Origin of the sequence: Virgibacillus halodenitrificans JCM 12304 (assembly GCF_001310895.1) — a bacterium.
Taxonomy (GTDB): Bacteria; Bacillota; Bacilli; order Bacillales; family Amphibacillaceae; genus Virgibacillus_Q; species Virgibacillus_Q halodenitrificans.
In genome coordinates this window covers 23,903-49,835 of record NZ_BAZS01000024.1, presented here as the reverse complement: position 1 = coordinate 49,835, position 25,933 = coordinate 23,903, and the positions used below count along the sequence as shown (strand labels likewise).

Here is a 25,933-nt window from a genome sequence, read left to right as displayed (position 1 = left end):
AGGTTTCCCCCTAATCTATATCTTTTAATTGATGGAGTTTATGCAATAGCTCCGTAAATTCTTTGGGAACCATTGTCTCGAGTTCTTTAATTAAAACAACTCTATTCTTAAATTTACTGTATAAATGCAATTTTTCTTCATAAGATTCAAGCATCGCTTCCGTCCGTTTTATATTATCATATACAGCCTGTCTGGAAACATTGGAAACCTCGGATATTTCCCCTAATGAATAGTCTTCCAAGTAATACATTTCCATATAATTTCTTTGTTTGGGTGTCAGCAACGCTTGATAGAAATCGAAAAGATAATTGATTCTGGTAGTTTTTTCGAGCATTATACACCCCGCCTTGTTAAGTGATTTCACTTTACAATTTATATTTATCTTACAGAAATAAAACAAGACTTGTCAAGCTGGCTTAATTTATTCCTCTTCTTGTAGCATATCAGCAAAAAGACCGTAAACAAAGGCATGCGCATCAAATTCTCTTAAATCGTCCATTTGTTCACCCAAGCCAACGAACTTAACCGGTATTTGCAGCTCATTACGAATAGCCAGGACGATTCCACCTTTAGCAGTCCCATCCAATTTAGTTAATACAATGCCAGAAACATCTGTTGCCTCTGAAAAGGTTTTGGCCTGGGTAAGTGCATTTTGGCCAGTGGTCGCATCAAGTACGAGAAGTACTTCATGAGGAGCCCCTGGGACTTCTTTCTCAATTACTCGTTTTACTTTTGACAGTTCGTTCATTAAGTTCACTTTATTTTGCAGTCTACCAGCTGTATCACAAATTAAAACGTCAGCATTACGTGATTTAGCTGCTTTAATGCCGTCGAAAATCACAGCCGCTGGATCGCTTCCGGCATTTTGCTTGATTACGTCTACACTTGCACGCTCACCCCATATCTCTAATTGCTCTATGCTCCTGCCCTAAAGGTATCGCCTGCAGCAAGCACAACATTTTTCCCTTTTTGTTTTAATTGATGAGCTAATTTCCCTATAGATGTCGTTTTACCAACTCCATTAACACCAACAACTAATATAATGGAAAGTTGCCCTTCCTCCAAATGTAACTCTTCTATCTTTTCATCTGCTTCTCCGTAGTATATCTCTACTAATTTTTCGGAAATTATATCTTTAACTTCTTTCGTATCACTTATATTCTGTCGCTTCACTTCCATTTTCAATTCATCAATAAGATCCATTACCGTCATTACACCTACATCAGCAGAGATTAAGATCTCTTCCAACTCTTCAAAGAAATCTTCATCCACTTTACGATACCGGGCAATTAAATTATTGATTTTTCCTGAAAAAGAGCTGCGAGTCTTCTTCATACCTTCCTTGTATTTTGCTGATACTTCTTCTTTTTCTTCGCTCTGTTTAAATTTATTTCTAAATTTATCCATAAATCCCATGATCGATGGTCCTCCTTATGAATTCACTAGTTCTTTTGTATCCTCAAGCCGTACAGAAACTAGCCTTGAGACACCAGATTCCTGCATGGTCACCCCATACAATACATCTGCTTCTTCCATTGTACCTTTTCGGTGGGTGATTACAATAAACTGAGTATCTTCACTATATAATTTTACGTATTTCGCAAATCTGACTACGTTCGCTTCATCCAAGGCTGCCTCTACTTCATCTAGTATACAAAAAGGCACAGGTCTAACACGTAAAATAGCAAATAATAAAGCAATTGCAGTTAATGCTCTCTCTCCACCAGATAACAAGCCAAGGTTTTGTAATTTTTTCCCTGGGGGTTGGGCTACAATTTCTACACCAGTTTCAAGCAGTTTTTTTGGATCCGTCAGCTTTAACTCTGCACGTCCTCCCCCGAATAACTGATGAAATACGACTGCAAACTCCTCTTTGATTTGAGAAAATGTCTCATCAAAACGCTTAATCATTTCTTCGTCCATCTCTTTTATTATCGCATAGAGAGTTTGCTTTGCTTCTATTAGATCTGCTCTCTGTTCAGTTAAAAATGAATAGCGTTCATTAATCCGTTTAAATTCATCAATTGCGCCAATATTGACTGTTCCTAAGTTTTCTATTTGTTGCTTTAATTGATTAACAACGGCCTTTGATTTTTCTATATCCTTCGTTTTTTCGTAAGCTTGCAGTGCTTTTTCATAGGTAATCATATAGTCACTCTGAAGTTGAGAAAGATGGTTTTCCAACTCAACATCCAGCCGATTCGCTTTTACTTCCTTTTGTTGAATTAATTGTAACTGTGTTTGATGTTTTTTATTTTCTTCCTTAATTTCTCTTTCGTTATCTTCCAAAAGTTGGCTTCGATTGGTTCGTTCCAATCGTTTTCTTTGAATAGAGTCAGTCAGACTGGTTTTACTTTCTTTATTTGAAATAATAATATTATCTAATTCTTCTTCCGTGTGAGTGGAATTGTCTACATATTTTATCTCGACAAGTTCTTTCTGAAATAAATCATACTGTTGTTGTAATTCTTCTAATTGATTTTGTACTCCATTGGTCTTTTCCTTTTGGCTTTTCATTCGTTCTTCTTGCTCAGCCAATAAAACTTGTTTCTGATGAAGTTTGCTTTTGTTGGCATCTTGCTGCTCATTATACATCTTTTCCTGCTTGGTTAAATCATCCATTTTGTTTTGCAGAGAATTCAATTCCTCTTTAATCTTGGTAAGTTCAATGGTTAATTGTTTTTCACGTTGAATAAGAGAGTTATGGTCATTTTTATATTGGTTTCTATCATAATCATACATTTCAAGCTGGCTATTAAGTGCATCAAGCTTCATTTCTTGTTCTTTCGAATTAGAATAATGTTGCTGAAGCTTTTCTTTAGATTCAATTAATATCGATTCCTCATCGCTTAATTGTTGTTCAAGTTCTTTAATACGCTGCCTTTTATCCTTCACTTGCTGTTCAAACGAGAGTGTCTTCTCTTGAAAGTCTTTTAACTTATCCGTTAACTCTTGAAGTTCTTTTTCTCTTGTAAATAAAGATTGATTTGTTTTCTTATTTGCTCCGCCAGACATTGCACCACCTGGATTAACTACATCCCCGTCCACGGTAACAATACGAAACTTTCTCTTTACAATTCCTGCTATTTCGTTTGCATCTTTCAGCGACTGGGCAATAACCACATGTCCCATTAAATGTTTAACTGCTCGGGAAAATGATGCGTCTATTTTTATCAGATCGGCGGCAATGCCAACAAAGCCGGATGTTCTTTTAATTTATAGAGTAAATCTGGAGAAATATACCTTTCTTGAATGCTGTCTAACGGAAGAAAGGTTGCTCTACCGTTGTTTGTTTTTTTCAGCCAGTAAATAGCATCCCTAGCTGCTTTTTCATTTTTTACAACGACATGTTGGGATTGTCCACCAAGGACTGTCTCAATAGCAGTTATGTATCTATTTGGCACATCAATAAGTTCAATAACTGCACCATATATGTCATGCAATTTTTCATTCTCACGTGCTTTAAGTATTGCTTTTACCCCTTGGAAGAAACCTTGAAAATCCTGTTTCATTTCTTGGAGCATTTCTTGTTTAGATTTCAGCTTCTCAATATACTGGTATCCTTGATAAAGTTTACTTTGAGCTTGCTCGAAAACAGTCCTTTCAGCACTTATGGAATCCTTTATATGCTGGATCAATTTTTCTTTATCTTCAACTTCTGCTTTAGAGATTGATAAAGAGGAGGAGAGTTTCTTCACAGATAGTTGTGTATCTTCTCTGTTCTTTAGTAATTCCTTAAACTTCACATCCTGTTGATCCTTTTTACCATTAATTTGTTGCAATTGCTTTGCAATAGATTGTAATTCATTTCTTTTAGCTGCTTGCTGATTTAATAACTCAATATAATCAGATTTCAAATCCTCAATTTGTTCAGCAAGTGCTTCCTGATCAAGCTCTAAATAACCTTTTAGTTCCTTTATACTTTGCTGTGTAGATTTCTTTCTATCATTAAGTGCAGATAATTTCTTTTTTTCCTTGATAAATTCTTCATGAAGTTTACCAATTTTCACTGAAGTTTGATCTATTTGCTTCTCTAATTTCTCTCTATTCTCGGTAGCATGCTTTGTTCGTTCATGAAGCAACTTCTTTCTTCCTTCATACTTTTCCAATTCCTGGGTAGTCTTTAGCAAATCTTCCTGAAACTTTTCTATTTCTTGATCCAATAGCTGCAGCGCATTTCTTTCCCGTTCAACAGTAGCCTCCTTACCCTGTATCGCGGTTTTCAAAGAAATTTCTTTCTCTTTCTCCACTTCAATGTCTTTTAATAAATTTCTCCATTGGGTGTGAAGTGTATCTATGACAGTTATAAGTAAGGAAACTTCACTCTGTGTAAGTTCATCTTTAAACTGTAAATACTTCTCAGCCGTCTTGGCCTGATTCTCAAGAGAACTCATCTGCTGTTCAACCTCATTGACAATATCCTCTACACGGTTTAAGTTTTCCTGAGTTTCTGCTAATTTATATTCTGCTTTTTTCTTTCTTTGCTTATATTTTAATACTCCTGCAGCTTCTTCAAATATGGTTCTTCTCTCTACAGCTTTTGAACTGAGAATCTCTTCCACTTTTCCTTGGCTTATTATGGAGAAAGCCTCCCTGCCAAGACCAGAATCCATAAATAAATCGACAATATCTTTCAGTCTGCAAGCTTGTTTATTAATATAATATTCACTTTCTCCTGAGCGGTATACACGTCTTGTTACGCTAACCTCCTCATAATCCAAAGGAAGAGCATGGTCATTATTATCAAGAACTAAGGTAACTTCCGCGACATTTAATGCCCTTCTTGTGTCACTGCCTTGAAAAATGATATCTTCCATTTTAGAACCACGTAGCGATTTTGCTGATTGTTCCCCAAGGACCCATCGTACCGCATCAGTAATATTACTTTTCCCGCTTCCATTTGGGCCAACTACTGCAGTAACACCGGGCACAAAATCAACATGGATTCTCTCTGCAAAAGATTTAAAACCCACACTTTCCAACCGTTTTAAAAACATATACATTTCTCCTACAAATTATAAGACGAAATAAGTCTCATATTAAATTTCTTTAGAAACAATTTGGCTTTTTAACGCATTTATTTTATCATAAACATAGTAACAAAAGAAGTAGCGTAAACGTTGTTATTCTAGTAATAAGATATTAAGAGGTGTTAATATGACATTGGATCAAGCAACAGAGGAAAACTTAAAAATACTCTTGGATGAATTGGCCGATCGTTTAGGGGTTGTAAATCGCTCGATAATGGACCCTAAAGACTATGATTTGGCAAAGTACGATGAACTGAAAATGATGCATGATATGATCGTACAAAAAGGGCACTTAAGCGCTTCAGAAACACAAGCTTTTATCGAAGAGCTGCGATCAGTTCGCAAGAGTTAACGATAGAAAACAGGCTGTAATAACAGCCTGTTTTCTATGTTCTATTAAAAAATGCTGAGAGACGAATTATTTCGTAAAACTTCACTTTTTATAGCAGAAATGCTGGGAACTAGAGATGATTAAGAATTAAATTTATCCAAAGCTGTTTTAGCAGCTCTTTGTTCCGCTTCTTTCTTGGTTCTACCAACACCCATTCCTGAATCTTTTTCTTTAATCAGCACTTGAGCAACAAATTCTTTGTTATGAGACGGACCTCTTTCTTCAATAATTTTATACTCAACCGTTTGATCTTTGTATTGCTGTACCAATTCCTGCAATTGACTCTTATAATCCATCGCATGCGAAAAAGCACCTGTTTTAATTTTTGGAAAAACATATTTCTCTAGAAATTCCATTGCCACTAAAAAGCCTTTATCCAAATACAAAGCACCTAAAAATGCTTCAAAAACGTCTGCTAGTAATGCAGGCCTATCTCTTCCACCTGTTTGTTCTTCTCCTTTACCCAATAATATATATTGGCCAAAGTTTAAGTCCCTCGCAAAGTTCATAAGAGAGGCTTCACAAACAATAGAAGCACGCAATTTGGTCATTTCTCCTTCAGGCATCATGGTATTTTTTTTGTATAAATACTGAGAAACACCTAATTCCAACACAGCATCCCCTAAAAATTCCAACCGTTCATTATCTGAGAATGCTTCTTTTCGATGCTCATTCACATAAGATGAATGTGTAAAGGCTTGTCTTAACAGCTTTAGGTCATCGAACTTAATTTCAAGCTGATCTTCTAAATGTTTAACATCCATTTATGCCACCCTCAATCATTATAAATATACGGAAAGTCCCGCAAATGCGAGACTCTCAAAAAGTAAGATGCTATATAGGCCTTTTGTGAAACTGAAGAATCAACACCTATTGTAAACTATTTATGTAGTTTACAGCATCACCTACTGTATTAATTTTTTCAGCTTCTTCATCAGCGATTTCCATGTCAAACTCATCTTCAAGCTCCATAACAAGTTCAACAACGTCTAATGAATCTGCATCAAGATCATCTTTAAAAGATGCCTCCATAGTTACTTTTTCTTCTTCTACGTCAAGACGATCTATGATAATTGTTTTAACACGATCAAATACGTCTGCCATCATGCTTCACCTCCTTTCAAGTAAAGGTGGTCCTTTTCATTTTTAAACTACATTACCATACCACCATCTATATGAATAGTTTGTCCAGTAATATAGTTAGCGTCCTCCGATGCAAGGAAGCGCACTACCTTTGCAACATCCTCAGGTTCTCCCAATTTTGCAAGTGGAATCATATCAAGCATGTCTTTACGTTGTTCTTCCGTAAGTGCATTTGTCATATCGGTCGAAATAAAACCAGGTGCAATAGCATTGACAAGTATGTTACGTGAAGCCAATTCCTTTGCAGTAGTTTTTGTCAAGCCAATCACACCCGCTTTAGCTGCAACATAATTAGCTTGTCCCGGGTTTCCACTTACGCCAACAATAGAAGAAACATTAATAATTCTACCAGCCTTTTGCTTCATCATTTGTCTTGTTACAGCTTTGGTGCAGACAAACACACCTTTTAGATTTGTATTAATAACCTGATCAAATTCCTCTTCCTTCATCCGCATAAGTAGATTATCCCTTGTTATCCCTGCATTATTCACTAAAATATCCAAGCTGTTAAACTGATCGACAACTTGCTTTATCATTTGTTTAACTTCTGCTTCATTAGACACATCTGCTTTTACTTTAAATGATTTCACACCTAATTCTTCAATTTCTTCAACAACGGACTGAGCTTTTTCCTCATTACCAGAAAAGTTCACGGCAACGTTAGCACCTTGTTTCGCCAGCTCTAAAGCAATTGCTCTGCCAATACCTCGAGATGAGCCTGTTACAAGAGCACTTTTACCTTTCAACATTATGCTTCCCCCTTATACCAAGTAACAAATTCCTGCAATGATTCTTTATCCTGTACTGCGAACGTTTTTGCTTGTTTATCTATCTTTCTAACTAAGCCACTTAAGACTTTGCCATTTCCGACCTCAACAAAGGCATCAACACCTGCTTCTATCATTTTGCGTATTGATTCTTCAAAGCGAACGGGTGAATATAGTTGCTTAATAAGCAATTCCTTCATTCTCTGATGTTCTGTAACTGGCGAAGCAGAAACATTTGCATATACAGGTATGCTCGTGTCCGAGAAGTGTACTTCATTTAAATGATTAGAAAACTTCTCGTTTGCAGATTTCATTAATCTGGAATGGAAAGGTCCACTAACATTTAGTGGCATTACTCGTTTTGCTCCATTTGCTTTTAATACTTCTGTCGCCTCTTCAATGCCTTCTTTTGAGCCTGAAATAACTATTTGACCAGGGCAATTTAAATTTGCTATATCAACTATTTCATCCTCTACTTCATTTAAGCAATCTTGAATTTTCTCTTCATTCATCCCAAGTACAGCAGCCATGGTTCCCTGACCTTTAGGAAAAGCCTCTTCCATTAATTTTCCTCGAGTTGCTACAAGCGGAAGTGCTTCTTCTAATGAAATTGCACCAGCGGCTACTAATGCGCTATATTCTCCCAGACTGTGTCCTACTGTCATAACAGGCTGAATTTCTTCTTCGATCAATAATGTATGCACAGCGATACTGGATAGTAATAACGCTGGTTGAGTATTTTCTGTTTCGGTAAGTATCTCTTTCGGCCCTTCAAACATTATTTTTGTAATATCTTTTTTCAGTAAACTATTAGCTTCATCATACAATTCTCTAATTTTCTGGTATTCATTATAAAATGATTGGCCCATTCCTACAGCTTGTGACCCTTGACCGGGAAACATGAAAGCTACCTTTTTCAATTTTCTTCCTCCTTGCTGTTTTCCATTGATTCTACAGTTTCCTTAATGGTATCAGTCACATGATGTTCCACCATATGACAAGCTTGTTTTATAGCATTATATACTGCTCTGCGATTGGAAGACCCATGAGCTTTGATCACAGGAGAGCTTAATCCAAATAGACCAGCACCACCATATTCGGAATAATCGAGCTTACTTTTTAGCCCCTTTAAGTCATTCTTTACCATTCCTGCAGCGAGTTTTGTTTTTAAAGAAGTCATAAAGGTTCCTTTTAACATAGAAAACATTGTCTCTGCCGTACCCTCAATTGTTTTCAAAGCAATATTCCCACTAAACCCATCAGTTATTACTACATCTGCTGCACCATTTAAAATATCGCGTGCCTCTACATTTCCAATAAAATTAATAGGCGCTTCCTGAAGTAAAACAAATGCTTTTTTAGCAAGATCATTACCTTTTCCGTCTTCTGTCCCTACGTTTAATAAGCCTACAGTAGGATTAGAAATAGAGCGAACCTTCTGGGTATAAATGGAACCCATAATTGCATATTGCATTAGATGATGTGGCTTCGCATCTACATTTGCACCCACATCTAACATTAAAAATCCTTTTCCGTCAATAGTAGGTAGTGTTGGACTCAATGCAGGACGATCAATACCAGGAATTCTTCCAACAACGAATAATCCAGCACTCATTAGAGCACCTGTATTACCTGCAGAAATACAGGCATCGGCTTTGTTATCCTTAACTGCTTGTGCCATTAGAACAAGAGAAGCATTTTTTTTCCGCTTTACCGCTCGGACGGGCTCATCTTCACCCGTAATTCTTTCCGTTGTATGAACTATCTCTAAATTCGTATGATTACTCACATATTGTTTGATTTTCTTTTCATCACCAAATAAAGTGATTTGTAGATTTTCAATTTGGGCTAAAGCATCCATAGCACCAAGAACTATTTCTTTGGGTGCATGATCCCCTCCCATTGCATCAATTGCCAGTCTCATTAATTTCTACTCCTTTTCCGCTTGAATGGTACATTTGGAAAGTACCCATGAAGACCTTTTCCTCACCTACAAAACTGTTTACATGAACAACGGTTAATCCTTTACTGTTATTTCCCTCAACTATTGCCTTTGCAATTACCCTTTCGCCTTCCCGAACCTGTCTTGTAAATTTCAGTTGGGTTTTAGAAGTTAGAGCCAGTTCATCGTTAATAACAGCAACGGCCAATGAATTAGCTTGTGCAAACAGATGATGTCCCCTCGCTATTTTGTTTCGGGAAAACACATGCTCTTCACGGATGTCCAATATGGAAATAGCTCGTTTATCCAACTCCAAATCAATGATTTCACCAATAACCTCTTCTAATGGTAGAGCCTTTACTGTTTCATTCCATTGATCAGTTGCTACTGATTTGATTCGTTGTCGCAGTTCCGGAATAGAAAGCTCCAGTCTGTCCAAACGAATTGTCTGGATGCTAACCGAGAACTTTTTAGCTAGATCTTCGTCAGTAATAAAAGGTGTTTCGTCTATTGTTTTTTTTAATAAATTTTGGCGTTCGGCTTTTGTTCGTTTCATTAATGGCACCGTCCATATTACTAATATTGTCGATTATCTATAATAAAAAAATAGAAAAACAAAAATTTATGACTTGGTCCTAATAGTAATATATAATACCATATTTATTTATGCAAGTATCCCATTTAATCTAATTTATCTTCAATAAAGGAATTTTCTTCAAGATAACATTTAAGTTGATAGTAGTCCTCTTTTGTTTCTAACAAGTTCAAATCAATAATTTCCGCTGCATCCTTCCTTGCGGTTTCCAGGGCACGGTAATCATGTACCATGTCAGCAACTTTAAATTCAGGTATTCCGCTTTGTTTTTTTCCAAAAAAGTCCCCCGGTCCTCTCAATTTCAAGTCTTGTTCGGATAACTCAAAGCCATTTGTTGTTTCTGTCATGATCCGCATCCTCTCTTTTCCTACTTCGCCCTTTGGATCGGATATTAAAATACAATAACTTTGGCTTTTTCCTCTACCGACTCGCCTCGTAGCTGGTGCAGTTGTGAGAGACCAAAGCGTTCAGCATCATAAATAACCATAATAGTTGCATTTGGAACATTTACACCGACTTCGACTACAGTAGTTGATACAAGGATCTGAATTTCATTCGCTGCAAACTTCTTCATGACAGTATCTTTTTCTTCGTTACTTAGCCTTCCATGCATTAACCCTACCTCAATGGATGGAAGGTAATATTCATTAAGCTGATGATAAAGGTCTACTGCATTCTGGATATCCAGCTTATCCGACTCTTCAATAAGCGGGCAAATAACATAGGCTTGTTCCCCCTGCATTACATGTTTTTGCATAAATTCCAGTACACGTTCTATCGTATTTTCCTTTGTCCAGTACGTTTCTACTGCCTTTCTACCAACAGGCATCTCATCAATAACAGATACGTCCATGTCCCCAAATGCAGTTATTGCTAGTGTTCGAGGAATAGGTGTGGCCGTCATAAACAAAACATCCGGCAGCAGTCCTTTATCTCTTAATGCTCTTCTTTGCTCCACTCCAAAACGGTGCTGTTCATCTACTATTGCAAAGCCCAAGTCATGGAATCGAACATCATCCTGAATCAGAGCATGAGTTCCCACGACAATATGTATTTCATCACGCTCAATAGCTGCAACTAGTTCCTTTCTCTTCTTTCCTTTAACAGACCCTGTTAGCAATCCAATTTTCGCTTTGTCACCAAATAGTTCTTGCAATGATTGAAAGTGTTGTTCAGCTAAAATTTCTGTTGGTACCATAAGGGCCCCTTGCTTACCTGCTGTCACAGATGCGTAAAGGCAAATGGCAGCCACAGCTGTTTTACCGGACCCGACATCCCCCTGGAGAAGGCGATTCATTCGAAATGGAGACTTCATATCAGCTAAAATCTGTTTCAATGCTTTATTTTGTGCCTCAGTTAATGAAAAAGGAAACAGTTGTATGAATTCTTGTATTTTTTGAGGGTCATACTGTTGTTGATTTCCCTGGGTAGCTTCTCTTTTATATTTTCGCAGCAACTGCATTTTTAATTGAAATATTAGAAATTCCTCATAAACAAAACGTCGCCTGGCATGCTTTAAAGCTTTTCGATTGGGAGGAAAATGCATTACTTCATAAGCGTTTCTACGAGTTGGCAACTTATACTGGTTTAGAAATTGTTCTGGCAATAACTCAGGTATTTCCTTACCATACCCATTTATTGCAGATTGAATGGTTTTTCTTAATTTAGCATTGGTAACTTTTCCTTTCACAGAATACACCGGTTGAATTTTGGCGTGGACATCGGCTGGTCCCGTCTTATAATTACTCACTGTAATCTGCAGTCTATGAGCATCCCATTTCCCTGTCAATGTGACAATTTCTCCTGCATGGATATGCTTCTTAGCAAAAGCTCGATTAAACATTACTGCTTTTATAGCAATATTTTCAACTTCTATCGTGAAAGTTAATCTTGATTTCTTTTTTCCATAAAAAGTAAGGGAAGGCTCGTGCACAACCCTTCCCTCAATCGTCACTTTATCCTCATGAATCAATTCACTAAGTGGCTTAACTTCAAAAAAATCATATTTATATGGAAAATAATTAAATAAATTCTCGACAGTAGAAATGCCCATGATCTCCAGGTCTTCGGCGAATTTCTCACCTACACCTTTTATATTCGTTACTTCTTTGTTTAACAAGCGAATCACTCTTCCTACATTGACATTCCAAATATTTTTTCTTTTAGCAACCGTCCTGTTGGTGTATCAGCCAATCCACCCTCACCAGTCTCCCTTAGACTTGACGGCATCTGTTTGCCAATTCGATACATAGCACCAATGACCTCGTCACATGGAATCCGGCTTGTTACACCTGCTAATGCCATATCTGCGGATACAATAGCTAAAGAAGAACCAGCTGCGTTTCGTTTTACACATGGAACTTCTACTAAACCCGCCACAGGATCACAAACTAACCCAAGCATGTTTTTTAATGTCATTGCAAATGCTTCTGCAGATTGTTGAGGTGTCCCTCCTGCCATTTCGACTATTGCAGCAGACGCCATAGCTCCAGCTGAGCCAACTTCGGCTTGGCATCCGCCTGCTGCACCAGAGATAAATGCATTATTTGCCACTACAAAGCCAAAGGCTCCTGAAGTAAACAAATAACGAATCATTTGCTCACGTGTAGGATTCAATTGATTTTTAACAGCAAATAATGTACCTGGTACACAGCCGGCACTTCCTGCAGTAGGAGTGGCACAGATGGTCCCCATAGCAGCATTCACTTCATTTGTCCCCATTGCTTTGCTAACTGCATCCAGCAGCAGGTTTCCTGATAAGGGAGTTTTTTCTTGCATATATTTTTGAATTAACACTGCATCTCCACCCGTTAAACCTGTTACGGATTGGACTCCCTGCAACGCATCTTCAATTGCTTTTTCCATTACCTCAAGGTTTCTTTCCATTTCGGAAAACACTTCACTGCGTGTTTTTTCTTTTACATCCATTTCCTGACGGATCATCACTTCAGAAATTTGTATCTTCTCTTTTTCTGCCATTTCCACAAGTTCTTTTACTGTTCGAAACATTTATTAAAACCCCTCTCTTTTTCCTGCCTAGCTAACAAGTTTGGAAATCTGAATTATGTGATCAGCGCTTTGGAGTTCCTCTAGTACCCCATCTTCTACATTTTGGTCAACCTCAATTACCATAAGTGCTTCCTTACCCACATCTTTACGATTAACCTCCATATGTCCAATGTTAATTTCATGCTTGGCAAGAATTTTGGTCACAGAAGCTATTGCTCCGAACCTGTCGTTATGCATTATTAATATAGCAGGATGGTTTCCTGATAATCGTAACTCAAAACCATTTAATTCCGTAATCTCTACCTTACCTCCGCCAATTGAAATACCTATAAGTTCGATAGATTCTTCTTTGTCCCCAATGATTAGTCGTGCAGTATTTGGATGATCAACTGCAGAGCTATCTTCAATAAATTCGATTTCCAATTGGTTTTCCTTTGCAATATCTAGTGCTTTACTCATTCGTGGATCGTCCGTTTCAAATCCAAGCAGACCTCCAGCCAGAGCGAAATCTGTTCCATGCCCTTTATAAGTTTTGGCAAATGACTCATATAGATAGATTTTAGCCCAGGAAGGCTGTTTTCCCAAAAGGTTTCTAGCAGCTTTCCCAATTCTAGCTGCACCTGCTGTATGTGAACTGGAGGGACCTATCATTACCGGTCCAATAATATCAAAAACTGAATTATATTTCATAAATAGCCACCGCCTATTTAAACTATTAATTTTTCATTCATTGTAAAGTATATCAAAAAAGTTTATAATTATCATTCGTGGATTATATGTTTTATTTGTATATTACAAGAAACATAATCGGGTGGGAGAGGGACAAAAACGAAATATGAGGAGTTTTCATGCCTTTTAAGAATTTTGATGTTCGTAAAGAGGTATTAGCTGGGCTAATTGGCTACCTAACCACAATGTATATTATTGTAGTTAACGGGTCCATCTTAAATGAAGCCGGATTACCTTTAGAGAGTGGGATGATGGCCACTATTCTTGCCAGTTTTGTTGGCACCTTATGTATGGGGGTAATAGGACGATTGCCTCTAATTTTAATACCTGGCATGGGGATTAATGCGCTTTTTGCATACTCCATTGTAGAAGGATCAGGATTATCGTTTGAAGAAGGCTTGGCTGTTGTACTTGTAGCTTCCGTGCTGTTTTTAATTACGGCATTCACTAAAATTGGTATTATATTAAAAGAAGCTATACCTGACTCATTAAAACATGCGATATCAGTGGGCCTTGGCTTTTTCCTTATACTCATCGGACTTGAAAAAAGTGGTCTGGTTGTAGGCGGAAGTAATACAATAATAGCCATTGGTGATTTTTCCTCACCGACAGTGATTGCGAGTCTTTTGACGCTTTTCCTGGCAATATTTTTATTTATTAAGAATGTGCCTGCTAATTTTCTGCTAACCATGATATTAGGAACGGTGATAGCATATTTTTTAGGGATCATTTCACCAAAGAACGGTACCTCAATGAGTTTAAATATAGGGGAGCTCATACATTTACCAGCTTTTTCAGCTGTTGATAGTTTATCATTTTGGCTTGCGGTATTTCCTTTAGTAATGATTCTTGTTTTTGAAAATATGGGGTTATTACATGGTCAACTTCATATGCTAAAACGTGATGAGAGCTACAGTAAGGCTTATCAACTAACGGCTTTTTCAACACTTACATGTGCATTTATTGGCACTTCTCCTACAGTTTCAGCTGCAGAGAATGCTGCTGTTATTGCATCAAAGGGAAAAACTGGTCTAACAGCGGTAACAGCTAGTATTTTATTTTTACTAACTATCTTTGTTATTCCATATATAACAGTGATTCCAGCTACTGCTATAAGTCCAATTCTAATCATTGTTGGGGTAATCATGGTGCAAAATATTAAAGAAATTCCTTTAAACGATTTATCTGAAGCATTACCTGCGTTTCTGATCATAGCCATGATCCCTTTCACGTATAGCATAGCTGATGGTATGGCATTTGGCTTTATTGCATATCCTATTGTAAAAATAGCTATAGGAAAACAAAAAGAACTAACCATGTCTTTAGTCATAATCTCAGCTTTATTTATATTAGATTTTGCAATGAAAGTTATTGGTATATAAAAATAGTCGCCTCAAAAGAGGCGACTATTTTATTCTACTGACAAAATATAGGAGTAAATTGGTTGGTTACCTTTGTGCACTTCTATTTCAATATCTTCATAAGCTTCTTCTACATATTTTACTAGTGTATTAAGCTCTTCGTCTTTTACATCTTCACCTTGCAGAATTGTCAGGATTTCATCTTCCTCGCCAATCATTTCCTTCAGAAGAAGTTTCACAGTCTCAAAATGATCCTGATTCGTTGAGGTTATTTTACCGTCTAAAATCCCCATGAAGTGACCATTTTCTATTGTAATTCCATCAATTTGTGTATCACGTACAGCATACGTAACTTGTCCAGTTTTAACATGCTGTCTGGCTTCGTTCATTGTTTCCTTATTCATGTCAATGTCGGCTTCCGGATGGAAAGCAAGCATGGCACTTATACCTTGAGGAATTGTCTTCGTTGGAACAACTCGTACCTCTTCGTCAGCTAATTCAGCTGCCTGATCTGCTGCCATTATTATATTCTTATTATTAGGTAAGATCAGTACTTGTTTAGCATTTGCCTGTTTAATTGCATCCGTTATATCCTTAGTACTTGGGTTCATTGTTTGACCGCCTTCGATAACTACGGTCGCTCCTAAACTTTCAAGCAACTCTTTTAAGCCCTTACCCATAGCAACAGTTACAATTGCATACTCGGATTTTTCTTTAGGTGTTTCTTTTTTATTCTTTCCTACAATTGCCGTATGTTGCTCTCGCATATTTTCTATTTTCATATTAATCAAGCTGCCATATTGCTGACCCAGGGTCAAACATGCTCCAGGGTATTCTGCATGAATATGAACTTTAACTATTTCATCGTCGGAAACAACTAATAATGAATCTCCATGCTCACTTAATTCATTTCGGAATGCTTCTTCACTAAATGGATTTTCCGAAGTTTTTTCTTCCTCAAACTTCACCATAAATTCCGTGCAATAACCAAATTCAATTTCAGAGGTGTCCATAAAATCCTGAGTAATTTTATGGTGCTCTGCGTTTACCATGTCTTCCATATCAATATCTGCATTATTCTCTGGTAATTTCTCACCTTTTAAAGAAGCCAAAAATCCTTCATAGATCGTAACAAGTCCTTGCCCACCTGAGTCAACTACTCCTACTTCTTTTAAGACTGGTAATAATTCTGGTGTACGCTTTAGTGAGGCTTTCGCTTCTTCAACTACTATTTCCATTAATTCAACAATATTATTTAATGAACCTGAATGCTCTCTTGCTGCAGAAGCTGCATCCTTTGCCACAGTCAAAATAGTTCCTTCAACAGGTTTCATTACAGCTTTATATGCTGCTGTAACACCACTTTCGAAAGCAACTGCTAAGTCCTCTACAGTTACGGTTTCTTTTTTCTCCAGACCTTTAGAAAAACCGCGAAATATTTGTGATAAAATCACTCCAGAATTCCCTCTTGCGCCCATTAACAAACCCTTGGCAAAGGCATCAGCTACAATAGAAATACTATTACTGTCTTGTTTCTTTACTTCAGACGCACCAGATGTAATAGATAAATTCATGTTTGTGCCGGTATCCCCATCAGGAACCGGGAAAACATTCAAAGCATCAATTTTTTGAGCATTGTTTGACAAATGATGAGCTCCCGAAAGCACCATCTGTGCAAAGGTAATGCCATCTAACTTTTGTATAGTCACCATATTTCCTCCTCTAAAGCAACAAAGCTAACGCTTATTTGATAAATATGTATTTTTTTTAATATCTAAGCCTCATATAGGACCATTGTTCCCGCAACATCTTTGCGGGATTACCACGGCCCCAGGCTTCTTCCTATTGGGTAATTACTGCACTGTTTATAATTCTCTTCCGAATCTAAATTCGTTAAACTAAAAATTTTAATCCTTAGCTACTCTTACTCCCTGAATGTAAATATTTACTGAGTCAATAGATAATCCTAGGGATTGACTTAAAATATATTTCACTTGTGATTGAACATTATGAGCAACCTCTGAAATTTTCGTTCCATAACTAACAATAATATACATATCTATATGCAACTTGTCATTCTCTTGCCGAACTACTACTCCTTTTGAGAAGTTTTCTTTTCTAAGGATTTCTGCAATACCATCTCTAATTTGACTTTTAGACGCCATGCCAACAATGCCATAACATTCAACTGCTGCTCCGCCAGCAATGGTGGAAATAACATCGTTTGTTATCGTTACATGACCATCATTTGTATTTAATTCAATGGACATAATAATCCTCCTTTAACAAAATTAGTCAAGAACCTCTTAACTTCAATTGAGTTAATTCTTAACTTGAGCTCCAGAATTAACTTACATCTGTTAAGCAAAGGTTTAAAACATGCTGATTATCAAACATAAGTCACCATCAAATTATAACTTGTTCCTCATATTTTGGTGTTTCATTTTCTTGATATAAGAATATTTTACTACATGCATGATAATATTAAAAGTGAGTAAATGCTATCCATTTTACCCCTTTTAACAATGAACGATACACTTTATTCTGTCAAGTGATTTTTCTTTATATTAACGCATTTAGTAATTGCAATATCTGTCTAGTTATGGTAAATTGTATAAGTATTAATTGACACATGCTAGAGAGTAGGAGGGATAACATGGCTAGAAAATGTGTTGTTACTGGACGTAAAACTCGTACTGGGAATCAACGTTCTCACGCGATGAATTCCAATAAGCGTAGTTGGAAAGCTAATGTACAAAAAGTACGTATAATGGTAGATGGTAAGCCGAAACGTGTTTATGTTTCTGCACGTGCACTTAAATCAGGTAAAGTAGAACGCGTATAATATACCAGAGCATACAACTTAACATTAGTTATAGTCAAGAAAGCACCCATCATATACATGATACACGGGTGCTTTTTTTGATGTTCTAATATATATTGGATTATCCAATAATTCGCAAAATAGATATATTACGAAGTAACTTGTGGTGGATGGAGTAATTCATTATAAAGAAAAAGTACCCATTGATTTACGTTTCAGGCGGACGCTTTCACACCTCCGGGTACAAGTGCGACGTAATCTCGCAGTGTCTTCTTCGCCGCCCGACATGGCCTCATCGCTTTCTCCGACTTCGACAGATAGGTTGTACACCACCATTTGCAGTAGACCTTTTTTGATTGTGTAAATATTTATCGTAAACGCTGTACAACTGATAGATAATCCAGTTCATATTATACTTGAAATAGTTAGAGAATAATATGACTATGTTACATCAAGATATATTTTTAGAGCCTTAATTAAGACTCTAAACGAAAAAAGCTTTTGCCATATATGACAAAAGCTTTTTTCCAGGACATAAGAAGGTTATAAAATTAGAGACTTTAAAATATTTTTGCCAGCAAGAGCTTTTTCCAGCTCGTGCGTCTCCCTCTCCAGACCTTAAGCTTTTCTATAGTTTGTCGGGGGTAAGCATGACGACGCAATTGTTTTTAATCTTTTTTGAAGGTGCCAATTATTACCCTCACAAATCCACCGATAAACCTTGGGAGCTTAATAGTATAAAATTTCATGAGTTCGCCCTCCTCTTTTACAAACAAAGCTTACTTCTGAATCGTGTCACGACTCTTTACTAGTAATAGTATGCCTTCTTCATAAGAAAAAGTACCATTTTTTCCAATAAGCTTGTTAGAGATACAGAGTGTAGAACCCCATGTAATATCTTGTTTTGTAAGTGGATAGTAAAAACCTGTCAGCGATAGTCCTTTTACTACCTTCGTATATGGAATAAAAGAAACCGTTGGGTAATATGCATCTGCAGATATTTTATGAGTTCCAGGCATAGTAAGCTCAAGTACATTATTTTTATCAATAATGCTCCCTTTTATATTGTTGCATACAATTTTATACAATAGTTGAATATTTACTAATTCATGATCTAGTCTTCCCCCGGTAACTCCAAATAGCAATATACATTGAGGCTGTAACGAAAAAGCCTTTAGAAGGGCAAGCTCGAGATCTGTTTCATCCTTTTCGGAAGGGTATTCCTCAAATTCGTTACAGTAATCTTTGATTATTCCCCTCTCTTCTTCAGTTGTAGAATCAAAGTCACCAATAGCGTAATCTACTGGTACTTTTTGTCGGATCAATTCTATTGAACCTCTGTCTGCTCCAATCCAAATATCAACATCATTTTTATAGATTTGAAGATCTGGATAGGTATGGGGACTGTTCCCTATAATTGCTATTGTCCGCATAATTTATCTACCCCTTTATTGCATCCCTTATCTCCTTAATTGCTAGTTTTCTGTCTTGCTTATTAAAAATTGCACTCCCTGCTACTAATACATCAGCACCTGCATCTGTACAAAGTTTTGCAGTGCTTGAATTAACTCCTCCGTCTACTTCAATCTCGAATGACAGATTCTTTTCATTTCTCCACTGTGCCAGTAGTTTGATTTTTTCTAGCATTCCATGGATAAAAGATTGACCGCCAAACCCTGGATTAACAGTCATTACAAGAACCATATCCACATCAGATAAAATAGGGAGTAAGAATTCAGCAGGTGTTGCCGGATTAATAACTACACCAGCTTTCACTCCATTGTCTTTGATAAGTTGAATCGTACGGTGTAAATGTTTAGAAACTTCTTGATGGACAGTTATAATATTAGCCCCTGCTTGCGCAAATGCAGGAATATAACGATCAGGGTCGTTGATCATTAGATGAACATCTAATGGCAGTTCAGTAACTGGTCTAATTGCTTCTGTTACTAAAGGGCCTATTGTAATATTTGGCACAAAATGCCCGTCCATTACATCTACATGAATATAATCCGCACCGGCTTGCTCTACTTCCTGAATTTCTGATCCTAAATTCGCAAAATTTGCTGATAAAATAGATGGTGCAATCTTAGTCATAGTTAATACCTCGGCTTTCTTGTTTTAATCTCTTCAAAGAACCGGAGATAATGTTCATAGCGGTAGAGGGGGACCTTGCCGATTTCCACTGCATTTTTCACTGCACATTTAGGCTCTTTGTGATGTAAACACCCCCGAAATTTACACTGGTCCTGTAATTCTCTCATTTCTGGAAAGCAAGCTGATAACCTCTCCAACTCAATTTCACCAAAATCCAATGAACTAAACCCTGGAGTGTCAGCTACCAGCCCGCCATGGACTTCTATTAGCTCTACATGTCGAGTCGTGTGCTTACCTCTTCCCAAACTCGAAGAAATTTCACCTGTTTTTAAGGTAAGAGAAGGATTTAAAGCGTTAAGTAAAGATGACTTCCCTACCCCGGACTGCCCTGCAAATACAGTTACCTTGTCACGGAAATAGTGGCCTAACTCCGGGATCTCCTCTGGGTATTTAGAAGAAACCATTTCAACTTCATATCCAATATTATTATAATCCTTTTTAAATTCTTCTATTTTTGCTGAACTTTCTCCCTTAACTGTGTCAATTTTAGTTATAAAAATAACTGGCCTTATACCCTTTGCTTCTATTAAGACAAGAAATCGGTCTAATAATGTTGTACTAAAATCAGGTTCTTTAGCGGAGCTCAAAATAATTGCTTGATTAATATTAGCTATTGGGGGCCTGACTAGTTCATTTTCTCTTTGTTTAATATCTGTTATATATCCCTCATTATGTTCATTCGGTTCGAAAGTGACAAAATCTCCTACCAGCGGAGTTATCTTTTTATTACGAAAAACTCCTCTTCCTCTGCATTGAAAAACACTCTCTCCAGCCTGTACATAGTAAAAGCCACTTAGTGCTTTAATTATTCTTCCCTCTGCCATTTATTCACCTTCTTTGTACGGAACTGTTTTATTTATAATAATATCGTCATCTCTCATAATTAAATACTCCGCTTCTTCTCCTGGTGCTATAACTAAAGTAATTGTATCTTCATAGTCTTCTGTTATTGTTTCTTCTTTATAAACATTAGAAATATCATTCTCTGCATCGTCCACATAAATTTTCACTGTCTGTTCTTGCTGTTCCTCGCCTTCCTCATTTTTTTCAGGTTTGAACGGGACTGTAAAAGTTACAGATCTTGAAACAGGAGGTTTTTCTTCGGGGCCTGTGGATATATATACAGTTACAGAAGACCCCTCTTCGATTTCAGAACCTGCAGCAGGTTCTTGATTGATCACTTGCCCTTCAGGGATACTTTCATCATGCTTTTCTTCACGATTAAAAACCATTTTCATACTCTCAAGGTACTTCTTTGCTTCCTCTTCTGTATCTCCAGATAAATCTTTTAGTGCTACCCTTTCAGGCCCACTGCTTATCTCAAATATTACCTTTGTTTCACTTGGCACCACTTCTTGTCCAGGTGTTGGTTGGATTTGGTTGATTATTTCACCAACTGGCTTATCAGAAGGTTTTTCATAGTCAATTACTTGTTCATATTCACTCTCCAACAGCCGTTTAATTTGGTCAAAATCTCTCCCAATATAATCAGGAAAACTTATCTTTTCCTTACCTTGACTTATATAAAGGGTTATTTCGGTCTCCTCTTTTACAGTTTTGCCCGGTTTTGGATCTGTCCTGACTATATGACCTTCCTCTATCTCCTCGGAAAACATTTCTTCTTTCTTCACTTGGAGATTAATTTTGGCCAACTCTTCTTCCGCTTCTTCCTCTGACATATTAATCACATCAGGTACTGTTACGTCCTTGGGCTGAAGAAGATCTGGTAAAAAGAACAATGCCAGAATCCCTGAAGCCAGGAGAATAAACAAAATTATACTGATGCCTAACCACTTTTTCTTCTTGTTTTTTTTCTTCTTTTTGTCTTTACTTTTTTGTTTCTTTGGTTTTGTATTTTTCTTACCAACTTTTCCTTTTTCAATACCAATCATTTGTTTCGTTGGTACCGTATCATCTCTTACTAACGTATCTTGATTGGAAGACTGTTGAAGCTGATCATCCGTAATAATCGGGATAGCTTTAGTCTCTTCACCAGCTTCTAGAGGCGGGGCAAACATTTCTTCATTTAATTTATCTGGGTCGAGAGCTGATTCCAAAGCTATTTCCATGTCATAAACTGTTTCATATCGATGAAATGGATCTTTAGCAGTAGCTTTTAAGACAATGTTTTCAACACTTTGTGGGACATCTGGATTGAATCTTTTCACAGAGGGCGTATCGCTCTGTAAATGCTTTAAAGCAATAGATACAGGGGATTGGCCCGAAAACGGCAGTCTACCTGTTAATAGCTCAAACAACACAATCCCAATCGAGTATATATCTGATTTCTTGGTAGCCATGCCTCCTCTTGCTTGCTCAGGAGAAAGATAATGTACAGAACCTAATATGGAATTTGTTTGGGTGAGAGAAGTAGCACTCAAAGCAATGGCAATCCCAAAATCAGTAACCTTCACTTGACCATATGTATTTATTAATATATTTTGAGGCTTAATATCTCGATGAACAATGTCATTTGCATGGGCGTGAGATATTGCCGCAGTAATCTGTTTCATAATATCCAAGGTTTCATGAACATCCAAGGGACCGTAACGTTGGATGTATTCCTTTAACGTCATCCCATCTACATATTCCATAACCATATACAAAATATTGTCTTCCTCGCCAACATCATATATATTGACAATATTAGGATGTGATAGGCTTGTCGCTGATTGAGCCTCCCTGTCGAAACGCGCAATAAACTCTTCATCATTTGCATATTCAAGACGTAATACTTTAATTGCTACATCTCGCTCTAGAATAAAGTCTCTGGCCAGATAAACATTTGCCATGCCACCCCCACCGATTGTCTCTTTAATCTGGTAGCGTTCGTTTAAAAGGTGGCCATTTAACATAATGTTTCACCAACTTCCACTGAATTGGTATCTTTAACAATTACCAGTGAAATATTATCTTCGCCACCACGTTCATTGGCAAGTTCTATCATTTCTTCTCCAATTTGACAAATATCCTTAGAAGAACTCAGAAATTCACCAAGTTCAAGATCTGTTACCTTGTTTATTAAACCATCGGAACACAATATAAGTATATTATCATTTTGCCACTCCAGGGAACGTACAGATGGGGCTATATCCTCCTCCGTACCAAGTGCCTTAAGCAACACATTTTTGCGTGGATGATATTCCGCCTCTTCCTTTGTAATTTGGCCTGAGCGTACTAACTCATTTACTAATGAATGGTCCTCTGTCATTTGTCTTAAAATATTATCATGTAATAAATAGCACCGGCTATCGCCGATATGGGCTATAGTCATAAATTCCTTTGTGCAGATAGTGATTACTACTGTTGTGCCCATCCCTCTACATTCTTCCTTTTCGATTGCTTTCTTATAAATAGATTTGTTAATGTCTGAGATAGCGCGTGATACCCAATCTTCCGCTTCCTGAGGAGAGGTAAGTTTATCACATTGTTCCCACTTTTCTTTTAATAAACCAGTGGCCATCTGGCTTGCCACGTCGCCCGCCTGATGTCCGCCCATGCCATCTGCTATAATTGCGAGAAGCTGTTTTGAGGAGCTATAAAAAACACCACCGGAGTCTTCATTATGATTCCTAACCTGACCTTTATCTGTTAGAAATTGTCCTTCCATCCTTTCACCTCTTTAAACTTCAGGTTTATTTACTACAATTATGACATACTTTTTAATTAAAATGTAATTGTTCTATTATGTTGTTCTTATTAAACGGGTTAAAAAGAAACCATCGGTATTGTAGTTCTGTGGAAATAATTGAAATCCATATTGCGAAATCCCTTCAGATTCGCGTACCGAGTTTGGTAAATCAGAAAAGAACTCCGTATCCACATGAAAATCTACATGCTCACTTAAAAATTTTTTAACTACATTTTCATTTTCTTCGGCATCCACTGTGCAGGTACTATAAATTAACAATCCGTTTCGCTTTAGCAACGGAGCTACACTATTTAGTATAGATAATTGAATTTCCGCTAACCTTTCAACATCCTCTTCTGCTTTATGATACTTTATTTCAGGCTTTCCACGTATAACTCCTAGACCAGAGCAAGGTGCGTCAACTAAAATTCGATCAAAGGTTTCCAGTTCATATTGTTCTTGCAGCTGTCTAGCATCAGCCTGAGACGTATTAACTATATCTAATTGTAATTGTTCAGCTTTTTGGTCAATTAGTTTTGTCTTCTTTTTATGCAGGTCATGTGCATAGATAGTTCCTTTATTTTCCATTTTTTCGGCAATATGCGTTACTTTCCCTCCGGGTGCACTGCAAGCATCTAAAACAGTCATGCCTGGAATAACATTCAGCATTTCTGCAGCCAACATGGAACTTTGATCCTGTATGGTAACGTAACCTTGCTTGAATAGATCTGTTTGTAAGATGTTCCCTTTTATTATAACAATTCCTTGTTTGGAAAGCGTTGAAGCTTGAACCTCAAATCCCTGGTCAGTAAGAATGCGTATTGCTTCATCACGATTTATTCTCAGAGGTTGTATACGTACGGCTGTTAGTTTGCGAGTAACATTGGTTTCACACATCGCCTTTGTTGTTTCATAGCCATAGGTCCCTATCCAACGCTTGACAAGCCACTCAGGATGACTGGTTTCTACTGAAATCCTTAAGGCTGGATCCTGTATCTCCTCTGTATCAGGTACTCCTTGTCGTTGTATATTTCGTAATACCCCATTGACAAAGGAAGAAATTCCTCGATGTCCTCGTCGCTTTGCAATTTCAACAGCTTCATGGATAATAGCGTGATCTGGTATTCTATCCAAAAAAACCATTTGATATAAGGACATTCTCAAAAGTGCTTTTACCCAAAAATCGAGTTTCTTTTTCGAATCTACAAATTTTGAAAGAAAATAATCTAGAGTGATCTGGCGTTGAAGTGTACCATATACAATTTCTGTAAGCAATCCCTCATCCTTTGGGTTGAGCTTTTTGGATTTAAGCTCTTGATTTATGAGAAGATGGCTAAAACTTTGATCCTTTTCTATTCTCAGAAGTATTTCTAATACTGCATTTCTTAATTGATAATTACTCATTTAATGACCCAACACCTTACCTTGTTTAATTCGATCCACCGAACCTTGCAAATATTCTTTTACTGACATTCTTTTCTTGCCTGCCGGCTGAACCTCAGTAACTTTTATGCCTTTATTATCCCCACAAACTACAATAAAAGCTTCGTCATCTATTTTCGATATAATTTCACCTGGTTGCCCTTGATATATTGTCTCATCCATCTGAGCCCACCAAATCTTCATTATTTTCCCTTCATAGGTAGTAAAAGCTACTGGCCATGGATGCAAGCCACGAATATGGTTGTATATTTCCCTGCTTCCTTTCGTCCAGTCAATTTTTTCTTGCTCTCTTGTTATATTCCTTGCAAAAGTAGCATTAGCTTCTTTCTGTTTAATTGGTGTTAATTCATTTGAGAATAAACGTGGTAAGCATTCTACTAATAACTTTGCACCCGTTTGTGATAATTTATCATGCATAGATCCAACATGATCTTTCTCTTCTATAACTACAGAGCGTTGCATTAATATATCACCAGCATCCAATTTTTCTGCCATGTACATAATAGTAATACCAGTTTCTTCTTTTCCCTGCATAATTGCATAATGGATTGGTGCACCCCCTCGTAATTCAGGAAGCAAAGACGCATGAACATTGATACACCCAAACTTCGGTGCATCCAACAAAGCTTTCGGTAATATTTGACCATATGCTGCTGTTACAATCAAATCTGGTTGATAATCCAGTATAGTTTCATAATCGTTCCTTAGCTTTTCCGGCTGAAATACAGGAATACCATATTTCTCTGCTTCTGTCTTTACTGGTGGGGGAGTGATGACCCTTTTTCTGCCTTTGGGTCTGTCCGGTTGGGATACAACCAGAACTACCTCATACTCTGAATTTATAACTGACTTTAAAACAGGTACTGAAAAATCAGGAGTACCCATAAAAACTATACGTTTCATATTTAACC

22 protein-coding genes and 3 pseudogenes are annotated in these 25,933 nt (G+C 37.1%); 3 read left to right on the top strand and 22 right to left on the bottom strand.

The annotated features are described in order from the left end of the window. Positions 1 to 10 precede the first annotated feature (10 nt). From JCM12304_RS12895 to smc, 3 genes and pseudogenes are all read right to left on the bottom strand, one after another. Positions 11 to 334, bottom strand: a complete 324-nt coding sequence (locus tag JCM12304_RS12895) for a putative DNA-binding protein (protein ID WP_019376498.1) — start codon at positions 332 to 334, stop codon at positions 11 to 13. Between the two features lie 87 nt (positions 335 to 421). Further along, a pseudogene (gene ftsY / locus JCM12304_RS12890) lies at positions 422 to 1,416 on the bottom strand (signal recognition particle-docking protein FtsY). A 15-nt stretch (positions 1,417 to 1,431) separates the two neighbouring features. Continuing rightward, positions 1,432 to 4,997, bottom strand: a pseudogene (smc, locus tag JCM12304_RS20470) (chromosome segregation protein SMC). 160 nt (positions 4,998 to 5,157) lie between these two features. Between smc and JCM12304_RS12880 the strand changes: the two are divergent. Next, positions 5,158 to 5,382 carry a DUF1128 domain-containing protein gene (locus tag JCM12304_RS12880; protein ID WP_019376501.1) on the top strand — a complete coding sequence of 75 codons (225 nt, stop codon included), beginning with the start codon at positions 5,158 to 5,160 and terminating at the stop codon, positions 5,380 to 5,382. A gap of 119 nt (positions 5,383 to 5,501) precedes the next feature. Here the strand turns inward: JCM12304_RS12880 and rnc are convergent, their stop codons facing one another. The 9 genes and pseudogenes from rnc to sdaAB all read right to left on the bottom strand — a co-directional run bounded on the left by rnc (position 5,502) and on the right by sdaAB (position 13,567). Continuing rightward, positions 5,502 to 6,185: a ribonuclease III gene (gene rnc, locus JCM12304_RS12875; RefSeq protein WP_019376502.1), complete on the bottom strand. Its 684-nt coding sequence runs from the start codon at positions 6,183 to 6,185 to the stop codon at positions 5,502 to 5,504. A gap of 106 nt (positions 6,186 to 6,291) precedes the next feature. Further along, complete coding sequence (locus tag JCM12304_RS12870; protein WP_026041346.1) at positions 6,292 to 6,525, bottom strand: acyl carrier protein; 234 nt, start codon at positions 6,523 to 6,525, stop codon at positions 6,292 to 6,294. Between the two features lie 47 nt (positions 6,526 to 6,572). Continuing rightward, positions 6,573 to 7,313 (bottom strand): 3-oxoacyl-[acyl-carrier-protein] reductase, encoded by a 741-nt coding sequence (gene fabG / locus JCM12304_RS12865; protein WP_019376504.1) that lies wholly within the window; start codon positions 7,311 to 7,313, stop codon positions 6,573 to 6,575. Next, positions 7,313 to 8,251 carry an ACP S-malonyltransferase gene (gene fabD / locus JCM12304_RS12860; protein ID WP_060680813.1) on the bottom strand — a complete coding sequence of 313 codons (939 nt, stop codon included), beginning with the start codon at positions 8,249 to 8,251 and terminating at the stop codon, positions 7,313 to 7,315. The genes fabG and fabD overlap by 1 nt, the downstream gene beginning before the upstream one ends. Beyond that, positions 8,248 to 9,255: a phosphate acyltransferase PlsX gene (gene plsX, locus JCM12304_RS12855; RefSeq protein WP_019376506.1), complete on the bottom strand. Its 1,008-nt coding sequence runs from the start codon at positions 9,253 to 9,255 to the stop codon at positions 8,248 to 8,250. The genes fabD and plsX overlap by 4 nt, the downstream gene beginning before the upstream one ends. Next, positions 9,239 to 9,829, bottom strand: coding sequence for a transcription factor FapR (gene fapR / locus JCM12304_RS12850; protein WP_060680811.1), 591 nt, complete (start codon positions 9,827 to 9,829; stop codon positions 9,239 to 9,241). The genes plsX and fapR overlap by 17 nt, the downstream gene beginning before the upstream one ends. Before the next feature lie 125 nt (positions 9,830 to 9,954). Further along, positions 9,955 to 11,987: pseudogene (gene recG / locus JCM12304_RS12845) on the bottom strand (ATP-dependent DNA helicase RecG). Positions 11,988 to 12,001: 14 nt separating this feature from the next. Further along, complete coding sequence (gene sdaAA / locus JCM12304_RS12840; RefSeq protein ID WP_060680809.1) at positions 12,002 to 12,877, bottom strand: L-serine ammonia-lyase, iron-sulfur-dependent, subunit alpha; 876 nt, start codon at positions 12,875 to 12,877, stop codon at positions 12,002 to 12,004. A gap of 27 nt (positions 12,878 to 12,904) precedes the next feature. Then, positions 12,905 to 13,567: an L-serine ammonia-lyase, iron-sulfur-dependent subunit beta gene (sdaAB, locus tag JCM12304_RS12835; RefSeq protein WP_019376510.1), complete on the bottom strand. Its 663-nt coding sequence runs from the start codon at positions 13,565 to 13,567 to the stop codon at positions 12,905 to 12,907. 158 nt (positions 13,568 to 13,725) lie between these two features. On the opposite strand from sdaAB, the gene JCM12304_RS12830 reads away from it, so the two are divergent. Next, positions 13,726 to 14,988, top strand: a complete 1,263-nt coding sequence (locus JCM12304_RS12830; protein ID WP_060680807.1) for an NCS2 family permease — start codon at positions 13,726 to 13,728, stop codon at positions 14,986 to 14,988. A 29-nt stretch (positions 14,989 to 15,017) separates the two neighbouring features. Here JCM12304_RS12830 and JCM12304_RS12825 read toward each other — a convergent pair whose 3' ends face one another. Together JCM12304_RS12825 and JCM12304_RS12820 are read right to left on the bottom strand one after the other, a co-directional pair. Then, the gene (locus JCM12304_RS12825; RefSeq protein ID WP_060680806.1) at positions 15,018 to 16,676 is read right to left on the bottom strand and encodes a DAK2 domain-containing protein; all 1,659 of its coding nucleotides are present in this window, start codon (positions 16,674 to 16,676) and stop codon (positions 15,018 to 15,020) included. A 198-nt stretch (positions 16,677 to 16,874) separates the two neighbouring features. Further along, positions 16,875 to 17,237 (bottom strand): Asp23/Gls24 family envelope stress response protein, encoded by a 363-nt coding sequence (locus tag JCM12304_RS12820; RefSeq protein ID WP_019376513.1) that lies wholly within the window; start codon positions 17,235 to 17,237, stop codon positions 16,875 to 16,877. Positions 17,238 to 17,623: 386 nt separating this feature from the next. Between JCM12304_RS12820 and rpmB the strand changes: the two genes are divergently transcribed. Next, a complete protein-coding gene (gene rpmB / locus JCM12304_RS12815; RefSeq protein WP_019376514.1) occupies positions 17,624 to 17,812 on the top strand; it encodes a 50S ribosomal protein L28 in 189 nt (62 codons plus the stop codon). Positions 17,813 to 18,459: 647 nt separating this feature from the next. Here rpmB and spoVM read toward each other — a convergent pair. The 8 genes from spoVM to fmt all read right to left on the bottom strand — a co-directional run bounded on the left by spoVM (position 18,460) and on the right by fmt (position 25,925). Next, positions 18,460 to 18,540 carry a stage V sporulation protein SpoVM gene (gene spoVM, locus JCM12304_RS12810; RefSeq protein ID WP_019376515.1) on the bottom strand — a complete coding sequence of 27 codons (81 nt, stop codon included), beginning with the start codon at positions 18,538 to 18,540 and terminating at the stop codon, positions 18,460 to 18,462. Positions 18,541 to 18,570: 30 nt separating this feature from the next. After that, positions 18,571 to 19,224 carry a thiamine diphosphokinase gene (locus tag JCM12304_RS12805; RefSeq protein WP_060680804.1) on the bottom strand — a complete coding sequence of 218 codons (654 nt, stop codon included), beginning with the start codon at positions 19,222 to 19,224 and terminating at the stop codon, positions 18,571 to 18,573. 7 nt (positions 19,225 to 19,231) lie between these two features. Further along, a complete protein-coding gene (rpe, locus tag JCM12304_RS12800; protein WP_060680802.1) occupies positions 19,232 to 19,888 on the bottom strand; it encodes a ribulose-phosphate 3-epimerase in 657 nt (218 codons plus the stop codon). Positions 19,889 to 19,890: 2 nt separating this feature from the next. Beyond that, positions 19,891 to 20,772 carry a ribosome small subunit-dependent GTPase A gene (gene rsgA, locus JCM12304_RS12795; protein ID WP_019376518.1) on the bottom strand — a complete coding sequence of 294 codons (882 nt, stop codon included), beginning with the start codon at positions 20,770 to 20,772 and terminating at the stop codon, positions 19,891 to 19,893. Next, the gene (gene pknB / locus JCM12304_RS12790; protein ID WP_019376519.1) at positions 20,773 to 22,803 is read right to left on the bottom strand and encodes a Stk1 family PASTA domain-containing Ser/Thr kinase; all 2,031 of its coding nucleotides are present in this window, start codon (positions 22,801 to 22,803) and stop codon (positions 20,773 to 20,775) included. Beyond that, complete coding sequence (locus JCM12304_RS12785; RefSeq protein WP_060680800.1) at positions 22,797 to 23,558, bottom strand: Stp1/IreP family PP2C-type Ser/Thr phosphatase; 762 nt, start codon at positions 23,556 to 23,558, stop codon at positions 22,797 to 22,799. Before JCM12304_RS12785 ends, pknB begins: the two co-directional genes overlap by 7 nt. Positions 23,559 to 23,633: 75 nt before the next feature. Next, positions 23,634 to 24,983, bottom strand: a complete 1,350-nt coding sequence (gene rsmB, locus JCM12304_RS12780) for a 16S rRNA (cytosine(967)-C(5))-methyltransferase RsmB (protein ID WP_019376521.1) — start codon at positions 24,981 to 24,983, stop codon at positions 23,634 to 23,636. Next, positions 24,984 to 25,925 (bottom strand): methionyl-tRNA formyltransferase, encoded by a 942-nt coding sequence (gene fmt, locus JCM12304_RS12775; RefSeq protein WP_060680798.1) that lies wholly within the window; start codon positions 25,923 to 25,925, stop codon positions 24,984 to 24,986. Positions 25,926 to 25,933: the final 8 nt, after the last annotated feature.

Excerpts from the sequence above, each read along its gene's own strand:
- JCM12304_RS12895 (WP_019376498.1), bottom strand. The coding sequence starts at position 334 with ATGCTCGAAAAAACTACCAGAATCAATTATCTTTTCGATTTCTATCAA.
- JCM12304_RS12880 (WP_019376501.1), top strand. The coding sequence starts at position 5,158 with ATGACATTGGATCAAGCAACAGAGGAAAACTTAAAAATACTCTTGGAT.
- rnc (WP_019376502.1), bottom strand. The coding sequence starts at position 6,185 with ATGGATGTTAAACATTTAGAAGATCAGCTTGAAATTAAGTTCGATGAC.
- JCM12304_RS12870 (WP_026041346.1), bottom strand. The coding sequence starts at position 6,525 with ATGGCAGACGTATTTGATCGTGTTAAAACAATTATCATAGATCGTCTT.
- fabG (WP_019376504.1), bottom strand. The coding sequence starts at position 7,313 with ATGTTGAAAGGTAAAAGTGCTCTTGTAACAGGCTCATCTCGAGGTATT.
- plsX (WP_019376506.1), bottom strand. The coding sequence starts at position 9,255 with ATGAGACTGGCAATTGATGCAATGGGAGGGGATCATGCACCCAAAGAA.
- fapR (WP_060680811.1), bottom strand. The coding sequence starts at position 9,829 with ATGAAACGAACAAAAGCCGAACGCCAAAATTTATTAAAAAAAACAATA.
- sdaAA (WP_060680809.1), bottom strand. The coding sequence starts at position 12,877 with ATGTTTCGAACAGTAAAAGAACTTGTGGAAATGGCAGAAAAAGAGAAG.
- sdaAB (WP_019376510.1), bottom strand. The coding sequence starts at position 13,567 with ATGAAATATAATTCAGTTTTTGATATTATTGGACCGGTAATGATAGGT.
- JCM12304_RS12830 (WP_060680807.1), top strand. The coding sequence starts at position 13,726 with ATGCCTTTTAAGAATTTTGATGTTCGTAAAGAGGTATTAGCTGGGCTA.
- JCM12304_RS12820 (WP_019376513.1), bottom strand. The coding sequence starts at position 17,237 with ATGTCCATTGAATTAAATACAAATGATGGTCATGTAACGATAACAAAC.
- rpmB (WP_019376514.1), top strand. The coding sequence starts at position 17,624 with ATGGCTAGAAAATGTGTTGTTACTGGACGTAAAACTCGTACTGGGAAT.
- spoVM (WP_019376515.1), bottom strand. The coding sequence starts at position 18,540 with ATGAAATTTTATACTATTAAGCTCCCAAGGTTTATCGGTGGATTTGTG.
- JCM12304_RS12805 (WP_060680804.1), bottom strand. The coding sequence starts at position 19,224 with ATGCGGACAATAGCAATTATAGGGAACAGTCCCCATACCTATCCAGAT.
- rpe (WP_060680802.1), bottom strand. The coding sequence starts at position 19,888 with ATGACTAAGATTGCACCATCTATTTTATCAGCAAATTTTGCGAATTTA.
- rsgA (WP_019376518.1), bottom strand. The coding sequence starts at position 20,772 with ATGGCAGAGGGAAGAATAATTAAAGCACTAAGTGGCTTTTACTATGTA.
- pknB (WP_019376519.1), bottom strand. The coding sequence starts at position 22,803 with ATGTTAAATGGCCACCTTTTAAACGAACGCTACCAGATTAAAGAGACA.
- JCM12304_RS12785 (WP_060680800.1), bottom strand. The coding sequence starts at position 23,558 with ATGGAAGGACAATTTCTAACAGATAAAGGTCAGGTTAGGAATCATAAT.
- rsmB (WP_019376521.1), bottom strand. The coding sequence starts at position 24,983 with ATGAGTAATTATCAATTAAGAAATGCAGTATTAGAAATACTTCTGAGA.
- fmt (WP_060680798.1), bottom strand. The coding sequence starts at position 25,925 with ATGAAACGTATAGTTTTTATGGGTACTCCTGATTTTTCAGTACCTGTT.